Annotated in this window: 20 protein-coding genes and 1 pseudogene; 14 read left to right on the top strand and 7 right to left on the bottom strand. The window is 70.0% G+C overall.

Features of this window, described 5'->3' with window-relative positions:
• Nucleotide 1 precedes the first annotated feature (1 nt).
• The 4 genes from kdpB to NV348_RS05205 are packed head-to-tail and all read right to left on the bottom strand — an operon-like array spanning nt 2 to nt 3,988.
• Entirely contained in the window at nt 2-2,149 is a 2,148-nt protein-coding gene (gene kdpB / locus NV348_RS05220; protein ID WP_447145957.1) for a potassium-transporting ATPase subunit KdpB, read from the bottom strand.
• Between the two features lies 1 nt (nt 2,150).
• Nucleotides 2,151-3,821: a potassium-transporting ATPase subunit KdpA gene (gene kdpA / locus NV348_RS05215; protein WP_447145956.1), complete on the bottom strand. Its 1,671-nt coding sequence runs from the start codon at nt 3,819-3,821 to the stop codon at nt 2,151-2,153.
• Nucleotides 3,822-3,908 (bottom strand): potassium-transporting ATPase subunit F, encoded by an 87-nt coding sequence (locus tag NV348_RS05210; RefSeq protein WP_268241456.1) that lies wholly within the window; start codon nt 3,906-3,908, stop codon nt 3,822-3,824.
• Nucleotides 3,905-3,988, bottom strand: coding sequence for a potassium-transporting ATPase (locus tag NV348_RS05205; protein ID WP_110035904.1), 84 nt, complete (start codon nt 3,986-3,988; stop codon nt 3,905-3,907). Before NV348_RS05205 ends, NV348_RS05210 begins: the two co-directional genes overlap by 4 nt.
• A gap of 283 nt (nt 3,989-4,271) precedes the next feature.
• Here NV348_RS05205 and NV348_RS05200 point away from each other — a divergent pair, with 283 nt between their 5' ends.
• From NV348_RS05200 to NV348_RS05150, 11 genes are all read left to right on the top strand, one after another.
• Complete coding sequence (locus tag NV348_RS05200; RefSeq protein ID WP_447145955.1) at nt 4,272-4,436, top strand: hypothetical protein; 165 nt, start codon at nt 4,272-4,274, stop codon at nt 4,434-4,436.
• The gene (locus NV348_RS05195; protein WP_447145954.1) at nt 4,433-6,973 is read left to right on the top strand and encodes a sensor histidine kinase; all 2,541 of its coding nucleotides are present in this window, start codon (nt 4,433-4,435) and stop codon (nt 6,971-6,973) included. The genes NV348_RS05200 and NV348_RS05195 overlap by 4 nt, the downstream gene beginning before the upstream one ends.
• A 59-nt stretch (nt 6,974-7,032) precedes the next feature.
• On the top strand, nt 7,033-7,740 hold the full coding sequence (locus tag NV348_RS05190; protein ID WP_447145953.1) for a response regulator: 708 nt from the start codon (nt 7,033-7,035) through the stop codon (nt 7,738-7,740).
• Between the two features lie 83 nt (nt 7,741-7,823).
• Nucleotides 7,824-8,267: an OsmC family protein gene (locus NV348_RS05185; RefSeq protein ID WP_447145952.1), complete on the top strand. Its 444-nt coding sequence runs from the start codon at nt 7,824-7,826 to the stop codon at nt 8,265-8,267.
• 38 nt (nt 8,268-8,305) lie between these two features.
• Entirely contained in the window at nt 8,306-8,545 is a 240-nt protein-coding gene (locus tag NV348_RS05180) for an acylphosphatase (RefSeq protein ID WP_447150944.1), read from the top strand.
• 31 nt (nt 8,546-8,576) lie between these two features.
• Nucleotides 8,577-9,302, top strand: a complete 726-nt coding sequence (locus NV348_RS05175; RefSeq protein ID WP_447145951.1) for a hypothetical protein — start codon at nt 8,577-8,579, stop codon at nt 9,300-9,302.
• On the top strand, nt 9,302-10,465 hold the full coding sequence (locus tag NV348_RS05170; RefSeq protein ID WP_447145950.1) for a glutathionylspermidine synthase family protein: 1,164 nt from the start codon (nt 9,302-9,304) through the stop codon (nt 10,463-10,465). Before NV348_RS05175 ends, NV348_RS05170 begins: the two co-directional genes overlap by 1 nt.
• A gap of 34 nt (nt 10,466-10,499) precedes the next feature.
• Entirely contained in the window at nt 10,500-10,955 is a 456-nt protein-coding gene (locus NV348_RS05165; protein WP_218719275.1) for a DUF350 domain-containing protein, read from the top strand.
• Nucleotides 10,956-11,041: 86 nt separating this feature from the next.
• Nucleotides 11,042-11,545, top strand: coding sequence for a DUF1707 SHOCT-like domain-containing protein (locus NV348_RS05160; RefSeq protein WP_447145949.1), 504 nt, complete (start codon nt 11,042-11,044; stop codon nt 11,543-11,545).
• A 210-nt stretch (nt 11,546-11,755) separates the two neighbouring features.
• The gene (smc, locus tag NV348_RS05155; RefSeq protein ID WP_447145948.1) at nt 11,756-15,382 is read left to right on the top strand and encodes a chromosome segregation protein SMC; all 3,627 of its coding nucleotides are present in this window, start codon (nt 11,756-11,758) and stop codon (nt 15,380-15,382) included.
• 71 nt (nt 15,383-15,453) lie between these two features.
• A complete protein-coding gene (locus NV348_RS05150) occupies nt 15,454-16,086 on the top strand; it encodes an HAD family acid phosphatase (protein ID WP_447145947.1) in 633 nt (210 codons plus the stop codon).
• Nucleotides 16,087-16,143: 57 nt separating this feature from the next.
• Here the strand turns inward: NV348_RS05150 and NV348_RS05145 are convergent, their stop codons facing one another.
• A complete protein-coding gene (locus NV348_RS05145) occupies nt 16,144-17,352 on the bottom strand; it encodes an MFS transporter (protein WP_447145946.1) in 1,209 nt (402 codons plus the stop codon).
• A gap of 436 nt (nt 17,353-17,788) precedes the next feature.
• On the bottom strand, nt 17,789-18,700 hold the full coding sequence (locus NV348_RS05140) for an NmrA family NAD(P)-binding protein (RefSeq protein ID WP_447145945.1): 912 nt from the start codon (nt 18,698-18,700) through the stop codon (nt 17,789-17,791).
• 112 nt (nt 18,701-18,812) lie between these two features.
• Here NV348_RS05140 and NV348_RS05135 point away from each other — a divergent pair, with 112 nt between their 5' ends.
• Nucleotides 18,813-19,580, top strand: coding sequence for a TetR/AcrR family transcriptional regulator (locus NV348_RS05135; protein WP_447145944.1), 768 nt, complete (start codon nt 18,813-18,815; stop codon nt 19,578-19,580).
• Here NV348_RS05135 and NV348_RS05130 read toward each other — a convergent pair.
• Nucleotides 19,564-19,953 carry a DUF2237 family protein gene (locus NV348_RS05130; RefSeq protein ID WP_019048221.1) on the bottom strand — a complete coding sequence of 130 codons (390 nt, stop codon included), beginning with the start codon at nt 19,951-19,953 and terminating at the stop codon, nt 19,564-19,566. The genes NV348_RS05135 and NV348_RS05130 overlap by 17 nt on opposite strands.
• A gap of 155 nt (nt 19,954-20,108) precedes the next feature.
• Here NV348_RS05130 and ftsY point away from each other — a divergent pair.
• Nucleotides 20,109-21,640 (top strand): annotated as a pseudogene (gene ftsY / locus NV348_RS05125) (signal recognition particle-docking protein FtsY).
• A 293-nt stretch (nt 21,641-21,933) separates the two neighbouring features.
• Nucleotides 21,934-23,280, top strand: a complete 1,347-nt coding sequence (locus NV348_RS05120) for an ammonium transporter (protein WP_447145943.1) — start codon at nt 21,934-21,936, stop codon at nt 23,278-23,280.
• The last annotated feature ends 2 nt before the right edge of the window (nt 23,281-23,282 follow it).

The following is a 23,282-nucleotide window of genomic DNA, read 5'->3' as shown; positions in this document are numbered from 1 at the left end:
TTCAGGACATCCCGGGGAGGAGTTGGACGAGCAGGTCGATGATCTTGATGCCGAGGAATGGCGCGATGATGCCGCCGAGGCCGTAGATCGTCAGATTGCGGCTCAACAACGTCGAGGCATTGCTCGGCCGGTAGTTGACACCGCGCAGCGCCAGCGGAATCAGCGCCACGATGATGATCGCGTTGAAGATGACCGCGGACAGGATCGCCGACTGCGGGCTGGCCAGGCGCATGATGTCGATCGCGTCCAGGCCGGGGAACAGCGCCACGAACAACGCCGGAATGATGGCGAAGTACTTGGCGATGTCGTTGGCGATGGAGAACGTGGTCAGCGCGCCGCGGGTGATCAGCAACTGCTTGCCGATCTCGACGATCTCGATCAGCTTGGTCGGGTCCGAATCCAGATCGACCATGTTGCCCGCCTCTTTGGCGGCCGAGGTGCCGGTGTTCATCGCCACGCCCACGTCGGCCTGGGCCAGGGCGGGGGCGTCGTTGGTGCCGTCACCGGTCATCGCGACCAGGCGGCCGCCGTCCTGTTCGGACTTGATCAGGGCGAGCTTGTCCTCCGGCGTGGCCTCGGCGAGGAAGTCGTCCACGCCCGCCTCGTCGGCGATCGCCTTGGCGGTCAACGGATTGTCGCCGGTGATCATCACCGTGCGGATACCCATGCGGCGCATCTCGTCGAAGCGTTCCCGCATGCCGTGCTTGACGACGTCCTTGAGGTGGATGACGCCCAGCAGCCGGGGTGTGCCGTCCTTGACCTCACCGACCACCAGCGGCGTACCACCGGAGGCGGAGATGCCGTCGACGATCACCGCGGCCTGCTCGGGCACCGAACCACCCTGGGCGCGAACCCATTCGGTGACGGCACCGGCTGCCCCCTTGCGCAGCTGGTGCCCGTCGGCGAGATCGACGCCCGACATCCGGGTCTGCGCGGTGAATTCCACCCAGGTCGCACCCGGCAGCTCGCCGGCCGACCGTTCCCGCTTGTTGAACGTCTGCTTGGCGAACACGACGATCGAGCGGCCCTCCGGCGTCTCGTCGGCGAGGCTGGACAGCTGCGCCGCGTCGGCGAGCTCGTCGTCGGGGATGCCCGGCATCGGCACGAATTCGGCGGCCTGCCGGTTGCCGAGGGTGATGGTGCCGGTCTTGTCGAGCAGCAGGGTGTTCACATCGCCCGCCGCCTCGACCGCACGACCCGACATGGCCAGCACATTGCGCTGCACGAGCCGGTCCATCCCGGCGATGCCGATCGCCGAGAGCAGCGCGCCGATGGTGGTCGGGATGAGGCAGACCAGCAGCGAGACCATCACGATGCCGGTGATGCCGTGGACGTCCAGCGCCGAAGTATCCGGCACGCCGGGGTTGTTCGACTTGGCGAAGATCGCCAGCGGCTGCAGCGTGGTCACCGCGAACACGAAAATGATCGTGAGCGCGGCCAGCAGGATGTTGAGCGCGATCTCGTTCGGTGTCTTCTGCCGGCTGGCACCTTCGACCAGCGCGATCATCTTGTCGATGAAGCTGGCGCCCGGCTCCTGGGTGATCCGCACGACGATCCGGTCCGAGAGCACCGTGGTGCCGCCGGTGACGGCCGACCGGTCGCCGCCGGATTCGCGGATGACCGGGGCGGATTCGCCGGTGATGGCCGATTCGTCGACCGAGGCGATGCCTTCGACGACGTCACCGTCGCCGGGGATGACCTGACCGGCCTCGACCACCACGTGGTCACCGCGGCGCAGGTCGGGTGCGGCGACGCGCTCCTCGACGATGCGGCCGCCGGGGGTCCAGTCGGCCAGACGGCGGGCGACGGTGTCGGTCTTGGCCTTTCGCAGCGTGTCGGCCTGCGCCTTGCCGCGTCCCTCGGCGACGGCCTCGGCCAGATTCGCGAAAACGACGGTGAGCCACAGCCAGACGACGACCGCCCAGGCGAAGAAGCTGGGGTCGGCGATCGCGAGAATGGTCGACCACGCCGCGCCGATCTCCACGATCAGCATCACGGGGTTCTTCCACAGCGTGCGCGGGTCGAGCTTGCGCAGCGCGTCCGGGAGCGAGGTGAGCAGCAGCTTCGGATCCAGGACGCCCTTCTGTACGCCCTTGGTCCGGTGCTCGGGCCGCGGTGCGGCCGGTGTTTCGAGTGTGGGACTGGTCATTTCAGTGAATTCCTTCGGCGAGCGGCCCGAGCGCGAGAGCGGGCAGGAAGGTGAGCGCGACCAGGATCACGGTCACGCCGACGACCATGCCGACGAACTGCGGCCGGTGCGTCGGCAGCGTGCCGATCGACGCGGGAGTGGTGCCCTGTTGGGCCAGCGAACCGGCCAGCGCCAGCACGAAGATGATCGGCAGGAACCGGCCGAATACCATCGCCAGGCCGAGCGCGGTGTTGAACCACTCGGTGTTGCCGGTGAGACCGGCGAAGGCGGAACCGTTGTTGTTGGCCGCGGAGGTGAAGGCGTACAGCACTTCCGAGAGACCGTGCGGCCCCGAGTTGAGCATGCCCGCGCGCTGGCCGGGCAGTGCCATCGCGATGGACGTGCCGATCAGCACGATCAGCGGGCTCACCAGGAAGTACGACGCCGCGAGCTTGATCTCGCGCGGAGTGATCTTCTTGCCCAGGTACTCGGGCGTGCGGCCGACCATCAGACCTGCCACGAATACCGTGATCACGGCCAGGATCAGCATGCCGTAGAGGCCGGAGCCGACGCCGCCGGGGGCAACCTCGCCCAGCTGCATGTTGAACAGCAGCATCATGCCGCCCAGGCTGGTGTAGGAATCGTGGAACGAGTCGACGGCACCGGTGGAGGTGAGCGTCGTCGCCGCGCCGAAGGTGGCCGAATTCGCGACGCCGAAGCGGGTTTCCACGCCCTCCATGGACGCGCCGATCGCGGTCGGGACCGTGCCGTGGTGCTGGAGCTGGAACAGGTTGGTCAGCGTGACGCTGGTGAGCGCGATGGTGCCCATCACCGCCACGATCGCGTATCCCTGCTTGGTGCTGCCGACCATCCGGCCGAACGTGCGCGGCAGCGAGAAGGCGATCACCATCAGCAGGAAGATCTCCAGGAAGTTCGTCCAGGTGCTCGCGTTCTCGAACGGATGCGCGGAGTTGACGTTGTAGAAGCCGCCGCCGTTGGTGCCGAGTTCCTTGATGACCTCCTGGCTGGCGACCGGCCCGCCGGTGAGCGTCTGCTGGGCGCCGCCGACGGTCTGCGCGACCTGATCGTGCAGGTGGAAGTTCTGGATGACACCGCCCGCGACCAGCGCGATGGCGAAGACGAAGGCGATCGGCAGCAGGATCCGCAGCGTGCCGCGCACCAGGTCCACCCAGAAGTTGCCGAGCTCACCGGTGTGGCGGCGGGCGAAACCGCGCACCAGCGCCACCGCCACCGCCATGCCGACGGCCGCGGAGACGAAGTTCTGCACCGCCAGCCCGGCCATCTGCACCAGGTGACCCTGGGTGGACTCGCCGGAGTAGTTCTGCCAGTTCGTGTTGGTGACGAAGCTGACGGCGGTGTTCCAGGCCAGCGCCGGGGTCATCTCGGTGCCGGGGTCGTTCAGGTGCAGTGGCAGCGCGCCCTGCACCAGCTGGAAGAAGAACAGGAACAGGATGCCCACCGCCGAGAACGCCAGCACACTGCGGGCGTAGACCGGCCAGGTCTGCTCGACTTCGGGTTTCGCGCCGATGGCGCGGTAGATCAGCCGCTCGGCGCGGGAGTGCTTGTCGCTGCTGTAGACCCGGTACATGTAGTCGCCGAGCGGCACGTGCACCAGGGCCAGCGTGATGACCAGGGCCGCGACGAACGCGATCCCCGCTGTTGTCGTGTTCACCTAGAACCTCTCGGGGAAGAGCAGCGCCGCGACCATGTACACGGCGACGAGGATGGCCAGAGCCAGACCGACAAGGTTCGCGATCACAGCTTCTCCACCCCTCGCTGGATCACGCCCAGCAGCGCGAAGATCGCCACGGTGAGCACCGTGAACACCACGACAGACATTTCCAACCTCCTTGCGCTCCGAGGTGGAGCGCCTAGGTGAGTGAAACGCCGGAACGGGGCTCGGCGTGGTTTCCTTACGACTCCTTTGCGCTGGGCGGCACGGCCTTTACGGGCTGTTGACGCCCGGCCGCGCGGCGGGTGTGAGGATGCCGTCAAGGCCGGGCCGATAGCCGTCAACAGGCCGTAAAGATCGAGCTCAGGCGCCGACCGGGCGAGACACAATGGGGCACCGGCCGGGCGAGGGACGCCGCCGGTCCACGTGTTCAGGGAAAGTGAGATCGCGGTGTCTGTTGTGACTCTTGCGGTGATCCTCGGTTTCGTCGGGTCGCTGCTGCTGATCCGGGTGCTCGGCCGGCTCAACGCCTCGCACACGCCGATGGTGACCGTCGGTGTTCTGCCGGTGCGCCCTCCGGCGACGGAGCGCAGGCACGCGATGATGGGCAGGTGAAACGCGGACAACTGCGCATCTACCTCGGTGCGGCGCCGGGCGTCGGCAAGACCTACGCCATGCTCGGCGAGGCGCACCGGCGGTCCGAACGCGGCCGCGACGTGGTCGCCGCCGTGGTGGAGACGCACGGCCGGAAAAAGACCGCCGAACTGCTGGAAGGCATCGAGCGGATCGCGCCGAAGCTGGTCTCCTATCGGGGGACCGAGCTGCCCGAACTCGACGTCGACGCCGTGCTGGCCCGCAGGCCCGCGGTGGTGCTCGTCGACGAGCTGGCGCACACCAACGCGCCGGGCAGCGTCCACGAGAAGCGCTGGCAGGATGTGGAGCAGCTGCTCGACGCGGGCATCGACGTCATCTCGACGGTGAACGTGCAGCACCTGGAGAGCCTCAACGACGTCGTCCAGCAGATCACCGGCATCGAGCAGCGCGAGACCCTGCCCGACGCGGTGGTCCGCGCCGCCGATCAGGTGGAGCTGGTCGACCTCACGCCGGAGGCGTTGCGGCGCAGGCTCTCCCACGGCAACGTCTACGCCGCCGACAAGGTCGACGCCGCGCTGCGCAACTACTTCCGCCCCGGCAATCTGACCGCGCTGCGCGAACTCGCGCTGCTGTGGCTGGCCGACCAGGTGGACGCGGCGCTCGCGAAGTACCGGGCCGACCACAAGATCACCGAACTGTGGGAGGCGCGCGAACGGGTGATCGTCGCGGTGACCGGCGGTCCCGAATCGGAGACCGTGGTGCGCCGGGCCGGGCGGATCGCGTCCAAATCCAGCGCCGACCTGGTGGTGGTGCACGTGGTGCGCGGGGACGGTCTGGTCGGGGTGTCGACCGAGCGGATGGCCAAGCTGCGTGAACTCGCTGCCGGCCTCGACGCATCGCTGCACACGGTCACCGGCGACGACGTTCCGACCGCGTTGCTCGATTTCGCACGGGAGGTCAATGCCACGCAGCTGGTGCTCGGCACGTCCCGCCGGTCCCGGTGGGCCAGGATGCTCGACGAGGGCATCGGTTCCACCGTCGTGCAGCGCTCGGGCAAGATCGATGTCCACATGGTGACCCACGAGGAAGCCAACCGGGGTGTGCGCAGGCATTGGCTGCGCCCGCGTCGCCGGGTCACCGTGTGGCTGGCGGCGGTCGTGGTGCCGGTACTGGTGAGCGTGGTCTGCGGGCTGTTTCTCGACGGCTGGCTGCAGCTGGGCGGGCTCAGCGCCATGTTCTTCGTCGGTGTGGTCGCGGTGGCCTTGTTCGGCGGTGTGATCCCCGCGGGGCTGTCGGCGCTGTTGTCGGGATTGCTGCTGAATTGGTTCTACACCGACCCGCGATACAGCTTCACCATCGCCGAGCCGGACAACTTCGTCACTGTCGTCGTGTTGCTCATCGTCGCTGTCGCCGTCGCGGCCCTGGTCGACGTCGCGGCCAAACGGACGTCGCAGGCGCGCAAGGCCTCCCGTGAAGCGGAGCTGCTGACGATGTTCGCCGGGTCGGTGCTGCACGGCGCGGACCTGCCGAATCTGCTCGAGCAGGTGCGCGAGACCTACGGGCAGCGCGCGGTGAGTGTGCAGTGCGGTGACCAGATCGTCGCCACGGTGGGGGAGGAGCCGCCGATGCGGCGGTCCGCGGCCGAGACCGTCATCGAGGCGGGTGACGCACAGAGCCATCTGCTGTTGTCGGGCCGGGCGATCGACTCCGCCGATCGGCCGGTGCTCAATGCCGTCGCCAATCAGGCGGTCGGGCTGGTGCGGCAGGCCAAGCTGGCCGAGGAGGCCAGTGCGGCCGCGGCGCTGCTCGAGGCGGACCGGTTGCGCCGAGCCCTGCTCTCGGCGGTCAGCCACGATCTGCGCACCCCGCTCGCCGGGGCGAAGGCGGCCGTATCCAGTCTGCGCAGCGACGATATCGAGTTCTCGGCCGAGGACACCGGTGAGCTGCTGGAGGCGATCGAGGAGTCGGTCGACCAGCTGACCGCGCTGGTGGGCAATCTGCTCGACTCCTCGCGGTTGGCCGTGGGCGTCGTCACCCCGCAGTTGCGGCAGGTGTACATGGACGAGGCGGTGCATCGCGCGCTGGTCAGCGTCGGTATGGGCACCCGCGGACTCCGCAGAGCGGCGATGGACCGGGTGAAGGTGGAGGTCGGCGAGGTCTCCGTGCTCGCCGACAGCGGCCTGCTCGAACGGGTGCTGGCCAACCTGATCGACAACGCGCTGCGGCACTCCGGGCGCGAGACGCCGGTGCGGGTCACCGCCGAACACGACGGTGACCGGGTGGCGATCGCCGTCATCGATGTCGGGCCCGGTGTTCCCGCGGGCACCGAGGAACAGCTGTTCGAGCCGTTCCAGCGGCTCGGTGACCGTGACAACACGACCGGCGTCGGCCTCGGACTTTCGGTGGTGCGCGGTTTCGTCGAGGCGATGGGCGGCAGCGTGCATGCCGAGCCGACGCCCGGCGGTGGGCTGACGATGCTCGTCGACCTGCCGTCGGCCGGCGCCGCGCCGACCACGGACGATGACAGCGGGCCCGGATCCGACGAGACTGACCGATGACCGCATCGGCACTCGCCCCAGATCGGGCCGGTACGCCCGGCCACAACTCAGGAACGGTGATGACGGACAAGAACCAGGCTCCCGCGGCCACCAAGGTGCTGGTGGTCGACGACGAGCCACAGATCGTGCGGGCCTTACGGATCAATCTGTCGGTCCGCGGGTACGAGGTGATCACCGCGGGCAACGGTGCGGCCGCCCTGCGTGCCGCCGCCGAGCGGCATCCCGACGTCATCGTCCTCGATCTCGGCCTGCCCGATATGGACGGCATCGAGGTGCTCGCCGGGTTGCGCGGCTGGACCTCGGCGCCGGTGCTGGTGCTCTCGGCGCGCACCGACTCCGCCGACAAGGTCGAGGCACTCGACGCCGGCGCCGACGACTACGTCACCAAGCCGTTCGGGATGGACGAACTGCTGGCCCGGTTGCGCGCCGCGGTCCGGCGCGGCGCGACCGACGTCGACAGCGTCGACCCGGTGGTCGTCACCGACTCGTTCACCGTCGATCTGGTCGCCAAGCAGGTCACCAAGCGGGGCGAGCCGGTGCACCTGACGCCCACCGAGTGGGGGATGCTCGAGATGCTGGTGCGCAATCGCGGGAAACTGGTGGGCCGCAAGGAACTTCTGCGCGAGGTGTGGGGTCCCGCCTACGCCACCGAGACCCACTACCTGCGGGTCTATCTCGCGCAGCTGCGCCGCAAGCTCGAGGACGACCCGGCCAACCCCCGGCACCTGCTGACCGAGGCAGGCATGGGGTACCGCTTCCAGGAGTGATGCCGAGCACGCCCGGTGTTCGAGTCGTCCGGAAATCACGACCGGCAAGAATCACGGGGAGGCGGACGTGCCAGGATCAACGTATGGCTGAGCAGAACGCACCCGTGACCACCGCACCCACCGAACTGTGGGTCGAGCGCACCGGAACCAGGGCCTACACCGGGCGCAGCAATCGCGGCGCGGAGGTCCTGATCGCCTCGCAGGGTGTCGAAGGCGCGTTCACCCCGGGGGAGCTGCTGAAGATCGCGCTGGCCGCCTGCACCGGCCTCAGCTCGGACCTGCCGCTCTCGCGCCGCCTCGGTGACGACTTCGACGCCACCATCCGCGTCTCCGGCGACGCCGACCGCGAGAACGAGCTGTACCCGCAGCTCGACGAGGTCCTGGAACTGGATCTGTCCGAGCTGGACGAGGCCGCGCGCGAGCGACTACTGGTCACCGTGCAGCGGGCCGTCGACAAGGTGTGCACCGTGGGCCGCACCCTCAAGGCGGGCACGAAGGTGACACTGAACTTCGCCGTCGACTCGTGAGCGAGGCGCCGCAGCGGCTCAGCGCCTGGGTGCACGGGATGGTGCAGGGGGTGGGATTCCGCTGGTGGACCCGCTCGCGCGCACTGGAACTCGGGCTCACCGGGTACGCCCGCAACCACAGCGACGGGCGGGTGCACGTGGTCGCCGAAGGACCACGAACGGCGAGCACGAAGCTGCTCGAACTGCTACGGTCCGGCGATGCACCTGGCCGGGTCGACCTGGTTGTGGAAAGCTGGGAGCCCGCGCGGGGCGACATGACGGGATTCGAGGAGCGCTAGTGGTGACTACGGGGGCCAGGGGGCGGCAGCGGTGAGCACACAGAACCCTGGTCCGCCCGATCAACCGCCTGCCGGCGGCTCCGGACAGTCGCCGCACCAGCCACCGGATCCCGGTGCGGGCTGGCCACCACCCGACCCCGGCGCGGGCTGGCCGCCGATGCCGCAGCAGCCGCCCGCCGCGCCGGAACCCCCCACGGGCGAGTCGCCGCAGCCCGGCCGGATGGCCAGGCAGGAACCCGGCGTCACCCAGCCCCGCCCGCCCACCGTCGGTGAGGCGCGTGCCCGGGACAAGGCGCGCAAGCAGGCCGAACAGGCCCAGCGTGCGGCCGCCGAGGCGGCAGAAGTCAAGCGGCGCACCCGGAAACGGGTGATGATCGGTGGCGTCGCCATCGTCGGTGTCGCCGCGCTGGTAGGCGGTGGCTATCTGGCCTACCGGGCGATCGCGGCGCCGGACCAGGTGACCGCCTCGTGCGTGCAGATCGACCAGAACGGCAACGAGGTCGTCGTCGCCGACGACTACTGCGGTGACGGCAAGTCCAACTTCCGCAGCGACACCAGCCACGGTGGCGCGGGCAGCCTGATCCTGCTCGGCTGGCCGCAGTACCGCTACCACTACGGCGGCACCCCCACCATCGGCAAGCCGCCCAGCGGTGGCAGCTCGGTGAAGCCGCGCAACGCCACCGTCACCACCAAGAGCGGCACCACGATCCAGCGCGGCGGGCTCGGCAGCAAGTCGACCGGCGGGAGCGGGTCCTAGTGCGGCGGGTGGCGGGTACGCCGCGTCCGGGCTGGCAGCAGATCATCGAGAGTCAGGGGCTGGTCTACGGCGCGCCCGGTCGCGATGCCAGCGGTCAGCCGCGCCCGTACTGGGACGAGTCGGTGCACTACGAGTTCTCGATGGACGAGATCCTCGCGCTGGAAGCCGATGTGGAACTGCTGCAGTCGATGTGCCTGCACGCGGCCGAGCACGTGGTCCTCACCGAGCGCTACGCCGATTTCGGCCTGCCCGAATGGAGCTGGGGGCCGATCGCCGAATCCTGGCGGCGCAGTGACCCGTACGTCTACGGACGTTTCGATCTGCGCTACGACGCGCGGCGCCCGGCCAAACTGCTCGAGTACAACGCCGACACCCCGACCTCGCTGCTCGAGGCCGCGATCATCCAGTGGCACTGGTTGCAGCAGGTGTATCCCGGTGGCGACCAATGGAATTCGCTGCACGAGAAGCTGGTGGAGCGCTGGACCGAGCTGCGCGGCGTGCTGCCGGGCGCCGAGCTGCACTTCACCTGGTCGGGCGCCGACGCGACCGGCGAGGACAACGTGACCACCGCCTACATGCAGGAGACCGCCGCCGAGGCGGGCTTCGACACGGTCGCGCTGCCGATCGAGGAGGTCGGTTTCGACATCGAGCTGAACCGCTTCGTCGATCTGGCGGAGGCGCCGATCGAGGCGGCGTTCAAGCTGTATCCGTGGGAGTGGATCCTGGACGACGATTTCGGCAAGCGCGTCGTGGCCGGCCTGCCCGCGACGGCCTGGATCGAACCGCTGTGGACGACGCTGCTCAGCAACAAGGCGATCCTGGCGATCCTGTGGGAGATGTACCCCGGGCATCCCAACCTGCTGCCCGCCTACCTGGATGCCCCGAACGAGCTCACCGAGTACATCCGCAAGCCCAAACTCGGTCGCGAGGGCGCCAACATGACCATCGTCGGTCCCGGCATGGAGACCGCGACCGGCGGCGTCTACGGCGCCGAGGGCTTCGTCTACCAATTACTCGATCCGCTCCCGGAATTCGACGGCATGCGCCCGGTGCTCGGCGCCTGGGTCGTCGGTGACACGGCGGCGGGCCTCGGCATCCGGGAGACGGCCGGCCTGATCACCGACGACGGCGCCGCCTTCGTCCCGCACCGCATCGTCGACTGACCCTGTGACAACAACACTGTTCGAAAGGACCACGATGACCGCCCTCGCCCTGGAATCGGGTTATTGGAGCGCGCTCGGTGAAGGCGTCGGCGCCATCATCCTGTACTGCCTCATCGGTCTCGCGCTGATGCTGATCGGCTTCTTCGCCATCGACCTGACCACGCCCGGCAAGCTGCGCGACCTGGTCGTCGCGGGTAAGCCGAACGCGCTGATCGTGTCCGCGGCGGGGATGGTCAGCATGGCCTTCATCGTCGTGTTCGCGGTGCTGGCCACCGGCGGGGTCAACAAGCTGTCCGAAGGCCTGATCGCGGCCGTCGTGTACGGCCTGGTCGGCATCATCGCGCAGGTGATCTCGGTGCGCGTGATCGAGAAGGTCACCGGCATCGATATCGGCCGCACCTTGCACGCCGACACCTACACCCCCGAGGTGCTTGTCGTCGCCGCCGCGCACTTCGCCCTGGGTCTGGTGGTGGCGTTCGCCATCCTGTGACCGTCGCCGCGGTTGACATCACACAGTGGAGGGTGGACGCTGGGAAACAGCTGTCCACTGTGGTTGGTGAACGAGAGGATGTCGGCATGGACATCACCCCAGGCACACGCGCGTCCGATGCCGAGCGCAACGCCATCGTCACGCAGCTGAGTACCCATCTCGCCGACGGCCGGCTCGATCTCACCGAATACGACCAGCGCGTCGCCAAGGTCTACGCGACCACCACGCGCGACGAGCTCGCTGTCGTGCTGTCCGATCTGCCGGCGCTGACCGAGCAGCAGCAGGCCGCGGCCGCGCCCGTCGCGAAGAAGGGCGCGCGGATCCCGGTCTGGCAGCGCATCGAGGCGGGTAGCTGGCTCGGCGTCAGCCTGATCGTGGTGGTCATCTGGGGCCTGATCTCGCTGAGCGCGGGCGAGCTCACCTACTTCTGGCCGATGTGGGTCATCGGCCCGTGGGGCGCGGTCCTGGTGTTCCGTGTCCTGACCGGCTGGGAAGCGACGCCGGGCACCCAGACCCACCTGCGCCAGCTCCAGAAGCAGATGAAGCACCACCAGCACATGGACCCGCACAACCCGGATCGCCGGCACTGACGCGGCGCGGCCGGTAGCGGCCACCCGGACCCGCACCGCCCGGATCGTCGGCATTGACGCAGAGCGGCCGGTAGCGGCAGGTAAGCTCACGCGAGCACATGGGTAACTCGTCGGGCACGGGCTACCGCAACCCGATACCCGACCGCCAGCCGCGTGCGCCGCCCCGCTCGCGCTCGAGTCTGGCCTGAATCGCGGAGAGGCGGGCCGGCCTTGCATCTCAAGAGCTTGACGTTGAAGGGGTTCAAGTCCTTCGCGTCCGCTACCACGCTGCGCTTCGAACCGGGTATCACCTGCGTCGTCGGACCGAACGGGTCCGGTAAATCCAATGTCGTGGACGCCCTCACCTGGGTGATGGGTGAGCAGGGTGCCAAGGCGTTGCGGGGCGGCAAGATGCAGGACGTCATCTTCGCCGGCACCACCGGTCGCGCCGCGCTCGGCCGCGCCGAGGTGACGCTCACGATCGACAATTCCGACGGCGCGCTGCCGATCGACTACGCCGAGGTCTCGATCACCCGGCGGATGTTCCGCGACGGCGCGGGCGAGTACGAGATCAACGGCAGCAGCTGCCGGCTGATGGACGTGCAGGAACTGCTGTCGGACTCCGGTATCGGCCGCGAGATGCACGTCATCGTGGGGCAGGGTCAGCTCTCGGCCATTCTGGAGTCCCGCCCGGAGGACCGGCGCGCGTTCGTCGAAGAGGCCGCGGGCGTGCTCAAGCACCGGCGGCGCAAGGAGAAGGCGGTCCGCAAGCTCGACGCGATGCAGGCCAATCTCGCCCGGCTCACCGACCTCACCACCGAACTGCGCCGCCAGCTCAAGCCGCTCGGCAGGCAGGCCGAGGTGGCGCGGCGCGCGCAGACCGTGCAGGCCGACCTGCGCGATGCCCGGCTGCGGCTGGCCGCCGACGATCTGGTGACCCGGCGCGGCGAGCTGGAATCCCAGCTCAGCAAGGAGGCCTACGCCCGCGAGCAGCAGATCACCGTGCAGACCGAGCTCGACGCCGCCAATGCCGCGCTCGCCCAGCAGGAATTCCAGCTCTCGCGCCTGAGCCCCAGCGCCGAGGCCGCCGCGCAGACCTGGTTCCAGCTGTCCGCACTGGCCGAGCGGGTCAACGCCACCATCCGCATCGCCGGTGACCGAGCCAGGCACCTGCACACCGAGACCCCCGTCGGCACCGGCCGCGATCCCGACCAGCTCGAAGCCGAGGCCGACCGGATCGAAGCCGAGGAAGCCGAGCTGCGCTACGCGGTGGAGATGGCCACCGAGACGCTCGAGGCCGCGCGCGAGGCGCTGGCCGATCGCGAGTACGCCGCCAAAGCCGCCGAGCAGGCGCATCTGGCCGCCGTGCGCGCGATCGCCGACCGGCGTGAGGGGCTGGCCCGGCTCTCCGGCCAGGTCGACAACCTGCGCACCAAGTCGCAGTCGGTCGACGCCGAGATCGCCCGGCTGTCGGTCGCCATCGCCGATGCCCGCCATCGCGGCGAGGCCGCCCAGGTCGAATACGACTCGGTGCAGGACGAACTCGGCGAACTGGACGCCGGCGAGAAGGGCCTCGACGCCCAGCACGAGCACGCCGTCGCCGCCCTGGCACTGGCCGACGAACGGGTGCGGGAACTGCGGGAGCAGGACCGTGAGGCGAGCAAGCTGGTCGCCCGGCTCGGTGCGCGCATCGAAGCGCTCGGCATGAACCTGGCCCGCAAGGACGGCGCCGCCTGGCTGCTCGAACACGGAGTCGGCGGACTCGGTGACCGGCTCTCGGCGCAGCTGCGGGTCGACGGCGGTTTCGAGGCCGCGGTCGCCGCGCTGCTCGGCCCGCTGGCCGACGCGATCACCGCCGAGACCCCGACCGCCGCCGACGCCGCCGTGCGCGAACTGCGGTCCGGCGACGGCGGCCGGGTCGCCTTCGTCTTCGCCACCGCCGGGCTGGTCCCCACCGAACGCGGCAGCTTGCCGTCGGGCGCGCGCTGGCTCGCCGAGGTCGTCGACGGCGCCGAGGCGGTGCGGCCCGCGCTGGCGGCGCTCACCGCGGGCGTCGTGGTCGTCGACGATCTGGCGACCGCCACCGAACTCGTCGCGCTGCGTCCGGAACTGCGGGTCGTCACCCGTGACGGTGACCTGGCCGGCGCGGGCTGGATCGTCGGCGGCTCGGAGCGGATGCCCAGCCAGCTCGAGGTCCAGGCCGAGATCGATACCGCCACCGCCGAATTGGCGGCCGCGCAGCGCCGGGCCGAGGAACTGGAAGCGGCGCTGGCCGGTGCGCTGGCCGAGCAGACCGACCGCAAGGAAGCCGCCGATCACGCGCTGATGGCGCTGCACGAATCCGACCAGGCCCTGCTGGCGATCTACGACCGGCTGGCCCGCGTCGGCCAGACCGCGCGTTCGGCGCAGACCGAGGGGGAGCGCCTGGCGACCCAGCGCGCCGACGCCGAGGCCGCGCGGGAGAAGTCGCTGGCCTCCCTCGCCGAGCTCGAGGACCGCCTGCGCCACGCCGAGATGGAACACGACGGCGGCGACGACAGCTACGGCGCCGCGGGCACCGAGACCGCGGGCCGCGAACGCGAGGAGGCCGCGGCCGCACTCGCCGAGGCCCGCACCATGGAGGTCGAGGCCAGGCTGGCCGTGCGCACCGCCGAGGAGCGCGCGGAATCGGTCCGCGGCAAGGCGGATTCGCTGCGCCGGGCCGCCCGCGCCGAACGGGAGGCCAGGGCCCGCGCCGAACGGGCGCAGGCCGCGCGCAGGCAGGCCGCCGCCGTGGCCGCCGCCGTCGCCGAATCAGGGGCGAGGATCGCGCACGAGCTCGAGCGGGTTGTGGCCGCCGCCGCGGCCCGGCGCGACGAGCTGGTCCGGCGACGTGGGGAATGCGCCGCCGCGCTGGAGCAGGTGAAGGAACGGGCGCGGGCGCTGACCACCCAGCTGGCCCAGCTCACCGATGCCGTACATCGCGACGAGGTCGCCAAAGCCCAAGCGGCCCTGCGCATCGAACAGCTCGAGACGACCATCTCCGAGCAATTCGGCATCGCGCTGGCCGACCTGGTCGCCGAATACGGACCCGATGTCGCGCTGCCGCCCTCGGCGCTGGAATTGCAGGAGTACGAGGCCGCCAAGGAACGCGGCGAGCAGGTCAGCGCCCCGCAGCCGATGCCCTACGACCGGGCCACGCAGGAGCGCCGCGCCAAGCGGGCCGAGAAGGACCTCAGCACCCTCGGCAAGGTGAACCCGCTCGCGCTGGAGGAGTTCGCGGCGCTCGAGGAGCGCTACACCTTCCTCGCCACCCAGCTCGAGGACGTCAAGAACGCGCGCAAGGACCTGCTCGATGTGGTCGCCGAGGTCGACGCGCGCATCCTGCAGGTGTTCACCGAGGCCTACGCCGACGTGGAGCGGGAGTTCGTCGGCGTCTTCGCCAAGCTGTTCCCCGGCGGTGAGGGCAGGCTGGTGCTCACCGACCCCTCCGACATGCTCACCACCGGCATCGAGGTGGAGGCCAGGCCGCCGGGCAAGAAGGTCAAGCGCCTGTCGCTGCTCTCCGGTGGGGAGAAGTCGCTGACCGCGGTCGCGCTGCTGGTCAGTATCTTCCGGGCCAGGCCGTCCCCGTTCTATGTGATGGACGAGGTCGAGGCCGCCCTGGACGACACCAACCTGCGCAGGCTCATCGGCCTGTTCGAGCAGCTGCGGGAGAAGAGCCAGCTGATCGTCATCACCCACCAGAAGCCGACCATGGAGATCGCCGACGCGCTCTACGGCGTCAGCATGCGCGGTGACGGCATCACGCAGGTGATCTCGCAGCGGTTGAACCGGGCCGAGGTGACCGATACCGATCCGGTCGGCGCGCCGGCGTAGCAGTCCCACTCTCCGGGATTGTGAAATGGCAACACATTTCATCGATCACGGCCGCTGTTAGCGTGCGATGGATGAAACGTGCTACTGCCTCGCTGGTCGCCGGAATCGCGGCCGCGCTCCTCGCCCCACTGCCGGTGGCCGGCGCCGACACCGGGTCGTCCTCGCTGTCCGGCGGCGGCTCGTCGTCGCTGTCGGGCAACACCTCCGAGCTGCCGCCGTACGCGCAGTGGATCGGTGAGATCACCCCCGTCGTGGCCGAGGCGAAGACCTACCTCGCCGGTCGGCTGCCCGGCGCGACCAAGCCCGCGATCGTCTTCGATATCGACAACACGACACTCGAGACCTCCTACAACGCCGGGCTGATCATCCCGGCCATCCAGCCGGTGCTCGGCCTGGCCACCTGGGCGAAGCAGAACGGCGCCGCGATCATCTTCGTCACCGGCAGGCCCGCGCTGATCGGCGCCTACTCACAGGCGAACCTGACCTCGGTCGGCTACCCGGTCGACGCGCTGTACGGCAGCGCGCCGACCACGCTGTCGGCGGGCAATGCCGGACTGGCCGAGTACAAGACCGCGAGCCGGGCCGATATCGAGAGCAAGGGCTACACGATCGTCGCGAATATCGGCAACAGCCCCTCGGACCTGTCCGGCGGACACGCCGAGCGCACCTTCAAGTTCCCGGACTACAACGGCGCACTGAACTGATCCGCGTGGGACGGCGCCGAGTGGACCAGCGTTCGCTCGGCGCCGGGGCGTGGTTCCTCACGTCGCGGCCGGAGCCGAGCCGCCCGGGGTGATCGCGACGAGGATCGCCGCGATCCCGATGGCGAGTGCCGCGATCGTGGCTGTCGCGGTCCAGCCGAACCACTCGACCGCGGCCGCGCCGAAGGCGGTGCCGAGGCTGCCACCCACGAAGTACGTCATCATGTACGCACTGTTGAAACGAGCGGGCGACGCCGGGTCGATGGCGAGAACGGTGCTCTGATTCGCGACCTGGGCGGCGAACAGACCGGCGTCGAACAGTGCGAGGCAGGCGAGCGTCACCACGGTGCCGGTCAGCGTGCCGCCGAGCACGATCGCGGCGAACCCGGCCAGGGCGAGACCGATCAGGAGGACCCGCCGGGGGCCGACGCGGTCGGTCCACCCGCCCGCGATCCGCGTCGCCGCGATGCCCGACAGCCCCGCCAGGGCGTACAGGCCGATCCGTTCCGCCGAATACGAGAACGGCGGCTCGGCCAGCGCGACCGCGAGCCCGCTCCACACCGCGCAGAACGCGAAGAACCACAGCGCGCCACGGATCGACGCGGTCCGCAGCGCGTCGTCGCGTGCCAGCAGACCGGGGAGGGAACGCAGCGTCTCGAGGTAGCCGCGGTCGGTTGTGCCCCGCTCGGTCGGCAGCACGGCCAGGCAGCCGAGCGCGACGCACGCGCAGGCGGCGGCGAACGTCAGCTGCATTGCGCGCCAGCCGATCTCGTCGGCGAGCCACCCGCCGACGATGCGCCCGGCCAGGATTCCGGCGGAGATCCCCGCGGTCACGATGCCGAGGATCGTCGCGCGCCGATGCGGTGGCGCGAGCCGGCCCGCCACCGAACTGAGCCCGGCGCCCACCGCCGAACACGCCCCGACCACGCCGATCACCACCCCCAGCTGCCGCGGGCCGCGCACCGTCGCACACAGTGCCGACGCCGCGGCGAGCACCGCGAACTGGAGGGCGAGCAGACGCGCGGGCGAGAAGCGGTCGACCAGCGGAACCAGGAGCCCGAGCCCGACCAGATACCCGACCGGCCCGCACGCCAGCGCGACACCCACGGCCGCGATCCGGGCACCCAGCGCGTCCGCGACATCCGCGATCGCGGGTTGCAGCGGGTAGAGCGCCGACGTCCCCAGCGCTGCGGCCAGCGACATGAACAACACGACGGAGCCACGGAGCGGAGCCGCTGTGGGCAGCGTGGCGACAGGTTCAGTATGCACAACGACCGACGGTAGGAATCCGCCGTTCCGCTCGCTGGCGGGATACCGACGTCACCGTCGCTGCCCGCCGGGCATCGTGGTGCGGTGATGTCCGGTGGCCCGCCAGGGTCGCCGGGAGCTGAGTGTTACCCGGGTCGCCCAGAGCAGCGCGGTATTGCCCGAGCGGCCCCGGACCGACTGAGAGCTGCCCGGAGCCACGCCGTGTAGCCCGGGGCTGTGTAGGTGGCCTGAGTCGCTCGGAGTCGCGCCGTGTTGCCGGGGCTGAGCACAGTGCCTGAGCTGCTTGGAGTCGCGCCGTGTTGCCGGGGCGTGCGCCCTTGGCCGAGCTGCGCCGAGCCGCCGGGCGCGCGCCGTTGCCCGAGCTGCTCGGAGCTGCGCTGTGGTGCCCGCGCGCTGTTGCCCGAGCCGCTCGGCGCACCGGTGGGCGCTGCGGTGTTCAGGCGACGGGCGCCGACTCGTCGAGCCTGGCCAGAATCCGTGCCGCGCCGCCCGCCGCCAGCCATTCCCGCAGCGTCGTGAGACCCGGGTACAGCTGGCGGAGGGTGGGCAGGTCGGCCTGCCAGCCGCCGGTCTCGCGGATCAGCCGCCAGGTGTTGCCGAGCTGGGGGCCGATCGCCTCCGCTTCGGCCTCGGTGATCTCCCGATAGCGGATCGATCGACCGGTCGCCGCGCTGATGGCGGCCGCCGCGTCGATGGGCGTGATCGCGTCGCCCGCGAGTTCGATGGCGCGGCCGTGCCAGCCCTCGGGATCGGCGAAGGCGAGCGCCGCGAACGCGGCGATGTCGTCGAGGGCGATGAGCTGGAGCGGGCGGTCGGCGGGGAACAGGTGCCGGTTTTCGCCGCTGTTGCGGAAGCCGTCGATGGGCATGCCCTGCAGCAGATAGTTCTCCATGAAGCGGACCGGCCGCAGCAGGGTGTAGCGCAGGCCGGAGGCGAGTACCGCCGCCTCGATCTCGCGCTTGCCCTCCTGACCCCACAAATGCGCCGCTCCCATGGTGGCGACGCCGGAGAAGACGATCTGCTCGACGTCCGCCGCGCGCGCCGCGTCGACCATGGCGGCGCCACGGCGCGCCTCGTCGCCCGCTGTCCAGCCGTTGAGGCCGCAATCGGCTGGGGGAATGAGGAATACGGCACGAGCGCCGGTGGCGGCCGCCCGCAGCGAGGCGCGGTCGTCGAAATCGCCGACCGCCAGTTCGGCGCCCGCGGCAGCCAGGGCGCGCGCGGCGGGAGCGGCCGGTTCGCGCACGAGCGCGCGGACCGGACGGCCCGCCGCCAGCAGTGCCCGGGCGGTCGCGCCGCCCTGCTTGCCGGTCGCGCCGGTGACCAGAACAGGAAGTGCTGATGACATTGCGGATGAACTCCGTTTCGTTCCTTACAATCGGGTCGGTCGACCCGGATTCCGGACGGTACGGGCGGGTCGACCCGGTTGACCAGGCGTGATGCAGGGAGGGCGTAACGAAATGACCGTCGACAACGGCGTGGAATCGGCGATCAGGGCCGACGCCCGGCGCAACCGGGCGCTGGTGCTGGCCGCCGCGCAGCGCGCGCTCGCCGAACGCGGCACCACCGTCTCGCTGGCGGAGGTCGCCCGCCGGGCGGGGGTCGGCGCGGGCACCGTCCACCGGCACTTCCCGACGAAGACCGATCTCCTGGAAGCGGTGATGCAGCAGCGAGTCGACCGGCTCGCCGCCCTGGCCACCGATCACCTGGCCGATCCTGACCCCGGCGCGGCCTTCTTCGCGCTGTGTACCCACGTCATCGTGACGACACCGGGGAACAAAGATCTCTGCGACCTGGTGCAATCCGACGACGGCTGGCCGCGCGCCCTGCTCCGCGGCGCGGGCAACCGCTTCCACCGCGCACTGGGCGCCCTGCTCACCGCCGCCCAGCGGCAGGGCGCGGTCCGCCCGGACGTCGTCGTCACCGATGTCCTCGACATCTTCACCGGCTGCGTGGCGATCCAGCGGCATCGGCGTCAGGGCGAGCCGCCGGCCCCCGCGGTCACCCTCGTGCTGGAGGCCCTGCGCGCTCCACGACCCGTCACGGAACCCGCGGCAATCGCCCGTGACGAAACGCGGGACCGTGACGAAACCAAGCAAGTGCTGTGTGCCGTCTGCGCCCATCCGATTCACCGGTCCACTACCGGCAGGCCGGCCCGCTACTGCTCGGCGGCCTGCCGCCAGAAGGCACACCGCAGACGCAACCTCGTGCCTACAGCAGGTCGCTGACGTCGTCGGGGACGTCTACGGCGTATTTGCGCAGGATGTCCATGGAGATGACCTCCAGGGCGTTCTCGTGGGTCGCGGCCAGCACCACCGGTGCGGCGACCCCGTCCTCGTGCGCGTGCAACCAGCGCACCGCCACCACGCACCAGCGATCGCCCGGCTGCAGGCCGGGGAAATTGTTCTCCGGACGCGGAGTACTGAGGTCGTTGCCGATGGATGCCTGGTGCTCCAGGAATTCCGCCGTCACGACCGTGCACACGGTGTGGCTGCCGAGATCCTCCGGACCGGTGCTGCAGCAGCCGTCCCGGTAGAAGCCCGTGAGAGGATCGGTGCCGCACTCTTCCAGCGGCCCCCCAAGCACGTTTCGATCGGTCACGTCGCCGATCCTATGGGGCGAGCGCCAGAAGTTCCGCAGGACAACGAATCTGTAGTGTTTCCCCGGCGTGCCGATGCGTCCCGGCGCTCGTCACCGACCCGCCGCGCCGACGCCGCCGACGTGCCGCGATCCGCCTCCCGAATAGACTCTGCCGGGTGAGTTCGCAAGCGTGGATCCTGATCGCCGCGATCGCCGCCGTGCTGTTGGTGGCGCTCGTCGCGGGTTTCGTCCTGTACAAGCGGCGCCAGATCTCCCTGGCACCGCCCGAGCCGGACAAGGAGTTGACGGACCGGTCCGGTGGGTACACCGCGTCCGGCGGATTCAGTTTCAGCCAGGGCGGGTCGGCGGCCACGCTGCCGCGACCCGAACCGGTGGGGGAACGCACCGACGACGAGGGTCAGCCGCACGTCGGTGACGACGCCGCCGTCCCGCGCGACGCCCCCCGTCGCGGCATCACCGATGTCCCGCTGCCCGAGGCCGACGTGCAGGCCGCCGAGACCGTGGTGGTCCCGGACGACCTGAGCTCCCTCGACACCACGGTCACCGGGACCGCGCCGACCGAGACCGCGCCGGCAGACACCACGCCCGCCGAGACCGCGCCGACCGAGACCGCGCCGGCAGACACCACGCCCGCCGAGGCCGCGCCCGCCGAGACGGCGCGCCCGAGGCCGCCCCCGCCGAACCCACCGTCGCCGAGGCCCCCGCCACGACCGCGCCCGCCGAGGTCGACGCCGTCGCCGCCGCGATCGAGGAGATCGACCCCACCGCCGGCCGGCTCGAACGCCTGCGCGGCCGTCTGTCCCGCTCGCAGAACGCGGTCGGCAAGAGCCTGCTCGGCCTGCTCGGTGGCGGCGACCTCGACGAGGACTCCTGGGAGGAGATCGAGGACACCCTGGTGCTGGCCGATATCGGCACCGCGAGCACCGCGAAGATCGTCGAACGCCTGCGCGAGGAGATGGCCGCGCGCAGCGTGCGCACCCCGGAACAGGCCCGCGCCGCCCTGCGTGACGTGCTGATCGAGGCGCTGCGCCCCGAGCTGGACCGGTCCATCCACGCGCTGCCGCACGCCGACCATCCGGCGATCCTGCTGGTCGTCGGCGTCAACGGCACCGGTAAGACCACCACCACCGGCAAACTGGCCCGGGTGCTCGTCGCCGACGGCCGCCGGGTGCTGCTCGGCGCCGCCGACACCTTCCGCGCCGCCGCCGCCGATCAGCTGCAGACCTGGGGCGAGCGGGTCGGCGCCGAGACGGTGCGCGGCAAGGAGGCCGCCGATCCGGCCGCCGTCGCCTTCGACGCGGTCACCGCCGGCATCGATCGTGGGGTCGACGCGGTCCTGGTCGACACCGCGGGCCGCCTGCACACCAAGACCGGCCTGATGGACGAGCTGGGCAAGGTCAAGCGGGTCGTGGAGAAGAAGGCCGAGGTCGACGAGGTGCTGCTGGTCCTCGACTCGACCGTCGGCCAGAACGGCCTGATGCAGGCGCGGGTGTTCGCCGACGTCGTCGACATCACCGGCGTCGTGCTCACCAAGCTGGACGGCACCGCCAAGGGCGGCATCGTGTTCCAGGTGCAGCACGAGCTCGGGGTGCCGGTAAAGCTCGTCGGTCTGGGTGAGGGCGCCGACGATCTGGCGCCGTTCGAGCCCGGTGCCTTCGTCGACGCGCTGCTCGGCGGCGCCGCGTAGCCATCTCCGCGATGCCCGCCCGATCCAGCGATCGGGCGGGCATCGCTGTTCTGCAGGCGAAACACCGTTCCCGCCTCCGCGCGCGAACACGAGGCGAACCGCACACTCGTACCGGTCTCACCGTGAGGCGACAGGTGGCGGCCAACCGTACGAAACGTGGAAGCAACACAACCGCGCTATCCGTTCACTCAGGTGAAACACCACAGCTCAACGGATGAAACACCGAGTGGCGACCCTTCTGTACAGGTCCTTTTGCCGTCATCGGCAGGGCCCGAGATGAGGAGGAACACAAGGTGGCATTTCCCGTAATCGGCGAACCCAGCGCCGGTGACACTGCATGGATGCTGGCATCAGCGGCACTCGTGCTGCTGATGACGCCCGGACTGGCGTTCTTCTACGGCGGTATGGTCCGTGGCAAGAACGTGCTGAACATGATCATGATGAGTATCTCCGCAATGGGTCTGGTGACCGTCCTGTGGTGTCTCTACGGCTTCTCGATCGCGTTCGGCGAGGACAAGGGCAAACTGCTCGGTGACCCGCTCCAGTACTTCGGCCTGAAGGGTGTCTTCGGCGGCGACTACCTCGCCACGACCGACCCCGCGGCGCCGGCGGCGATTCCGCTGTTCGGCACGATTCCCCTGTCGGTGTTCGTCGCGTTCCAGCTCATGTTCGCGATCATCACCGTCGCACTCATCTCGGGCGCGGTCGCCGACCGCCTGAAGTTCGGCTCGTGGCTCGTATTTGCCGGAATCTGGGCCACGGTCGTCTACTTCCCCGTCGCGCACTGGGTCTTCGCCTTCAGCGGCTACACCGGTGAGAACGGTGGCTGGATCGCCAACAACCTCAAGGCGATCGACTTCGCCGGTGGTACCGCCGTGCACATCAACGCCGGTGCGGCCGGTCTGGTCCTGTGCCTGATCCTCGGCAAGCGCAAGGGCTGGCCGAAGTCGCCGTTCCGTCCGCACAACCTGCCGTTCGTCATGCTCGGCGCCGGTCTGCTGTGGTTCGGCTGGTACGGCTTCAACGCCGGTTCGGCGCTGGGCGCCAACGGCATCGCCGGTGCCACCTTCCTCACCACCACCATCGCCACCGCCGCCGCGATGATCGCCTGGCTGATCGTGGAGAAGATCCGCGACGGCCACCCGACCTCCCTCGGCGCCGCGTCGGGCATCGTGGCCGGTCTGGTCGCCATCACCCCGGCCTGTTCCTCGGTGAACGTGGTCGGCGCGATGGTCATCGGTGTCGTCGCCGGTGCGGTCTGCGCCCTGGCCGTCGGCCTGAAGTTCCGCTTCGGCTTCGACGACTCGCTCGACGTCGTCGGCGTGCATCTCGTCGGCGGTCTGATCGGCACCCTGATGGTCGGTCTGGTCGCCACGGCCGAAGCTCCCGCAGCTGTCGACGGACTGTTCTACGGTGGTGGAGTCGAGCAGTTGAAGCTGCAGGCTGTCGGTGCCTTCGCCGTCCTGGCCTACTCGCTCGTCGCGACGGCCGTGATCGCATACGCGATCAAGTTCACCATCGGCCTGCGCGCGAGCGACGAGTCCGAGTCGGCGGGCCTGGACGAGTCCGAGCACGCGGAAACCGCTTACGATTTCGCTGCTGTGGGTGGCACGGCACGCTCGCTCGTCAAGGAGGCATGACG

Source organism: Nocardia fodinahabitans, assembly GCF_052983615.1.
Note: the sequence above shows the minus strand (reverse complement) of the source record. Positions and strands in the feature narration are given on the sequence as shown.

Bases quoted from the DNA above. Each gene is read 5' to 3' on its own strand.
- kdpB (WP_447145957.1), bottom strand. From the start codon at position 2,149: ATGACCAGTCCCACACTCGAAACACCGGCCGCACCGCGGCCCGAGCAC.
- NV348_RS05205 (WP_110035904.1), bottom strand. From the start codon at position 3,988: ATGTCTGTCGTGGTGTTCACGGTGCTCACCGTGGCGATCTTCGCGCTG.
- NV348_RS05190 (WP_447145953.1), top strand. From the start codon at position 7,033: ATGACGGACAAGAACCAGGCTCCCGCGGCCACCAAGGTGCTGGTGGTC.
- NV348_RS05185 (WP_447145952.1), top strand. From the start codon at position 7,824: ATGGCTGAGCAGAACGCACCCGTGACCACCGCACCCACCGAACTGTGG.
- NV348_RS05180 (WP_447150944.1), top strand. From the start codon at position 8,306: ATGGTGCAGGGGGTGGGATTCCGCTGGTGGACCCGCTCGCGCGCACTG.
- NV348_RS05165 (WP_218719275.1), top strand. From the start codon at position 10,500: ATGACCGCCCTCGCCCTGGAATCGGGTTATTGGAGCGCGCTCGGTGAA.
- NV348_RS05160 (WP_447145949.1), top strand. From the start codon at position 11,042: ATGGACATCACCCCAGGCACACGCGCGTCCGATGCCGAGCGCAACGCC.
- NV348_RS05150 (WP_447145947.1), top strand. From the start codon at position 15,454: ATGAAACGTGCTACTGCCTCGCTGGTCGCCGGAATCGCGGCCGCGCTC.
- NV348_RS05140 (WP_447145945.1), bottom strand. From the start codon at position 18,700: ATGTCATCAGCACTTCCTGTTCTGGTCACCGGCGCGACCGGCAAGCAG.
- NV348_RS05135 (WP_447145944.1), top strand. From the start codon at position 18,813: ATGACCGTCGACAACGGCGTGGAATCGGCGATCAGGGCCGACGCCCGG.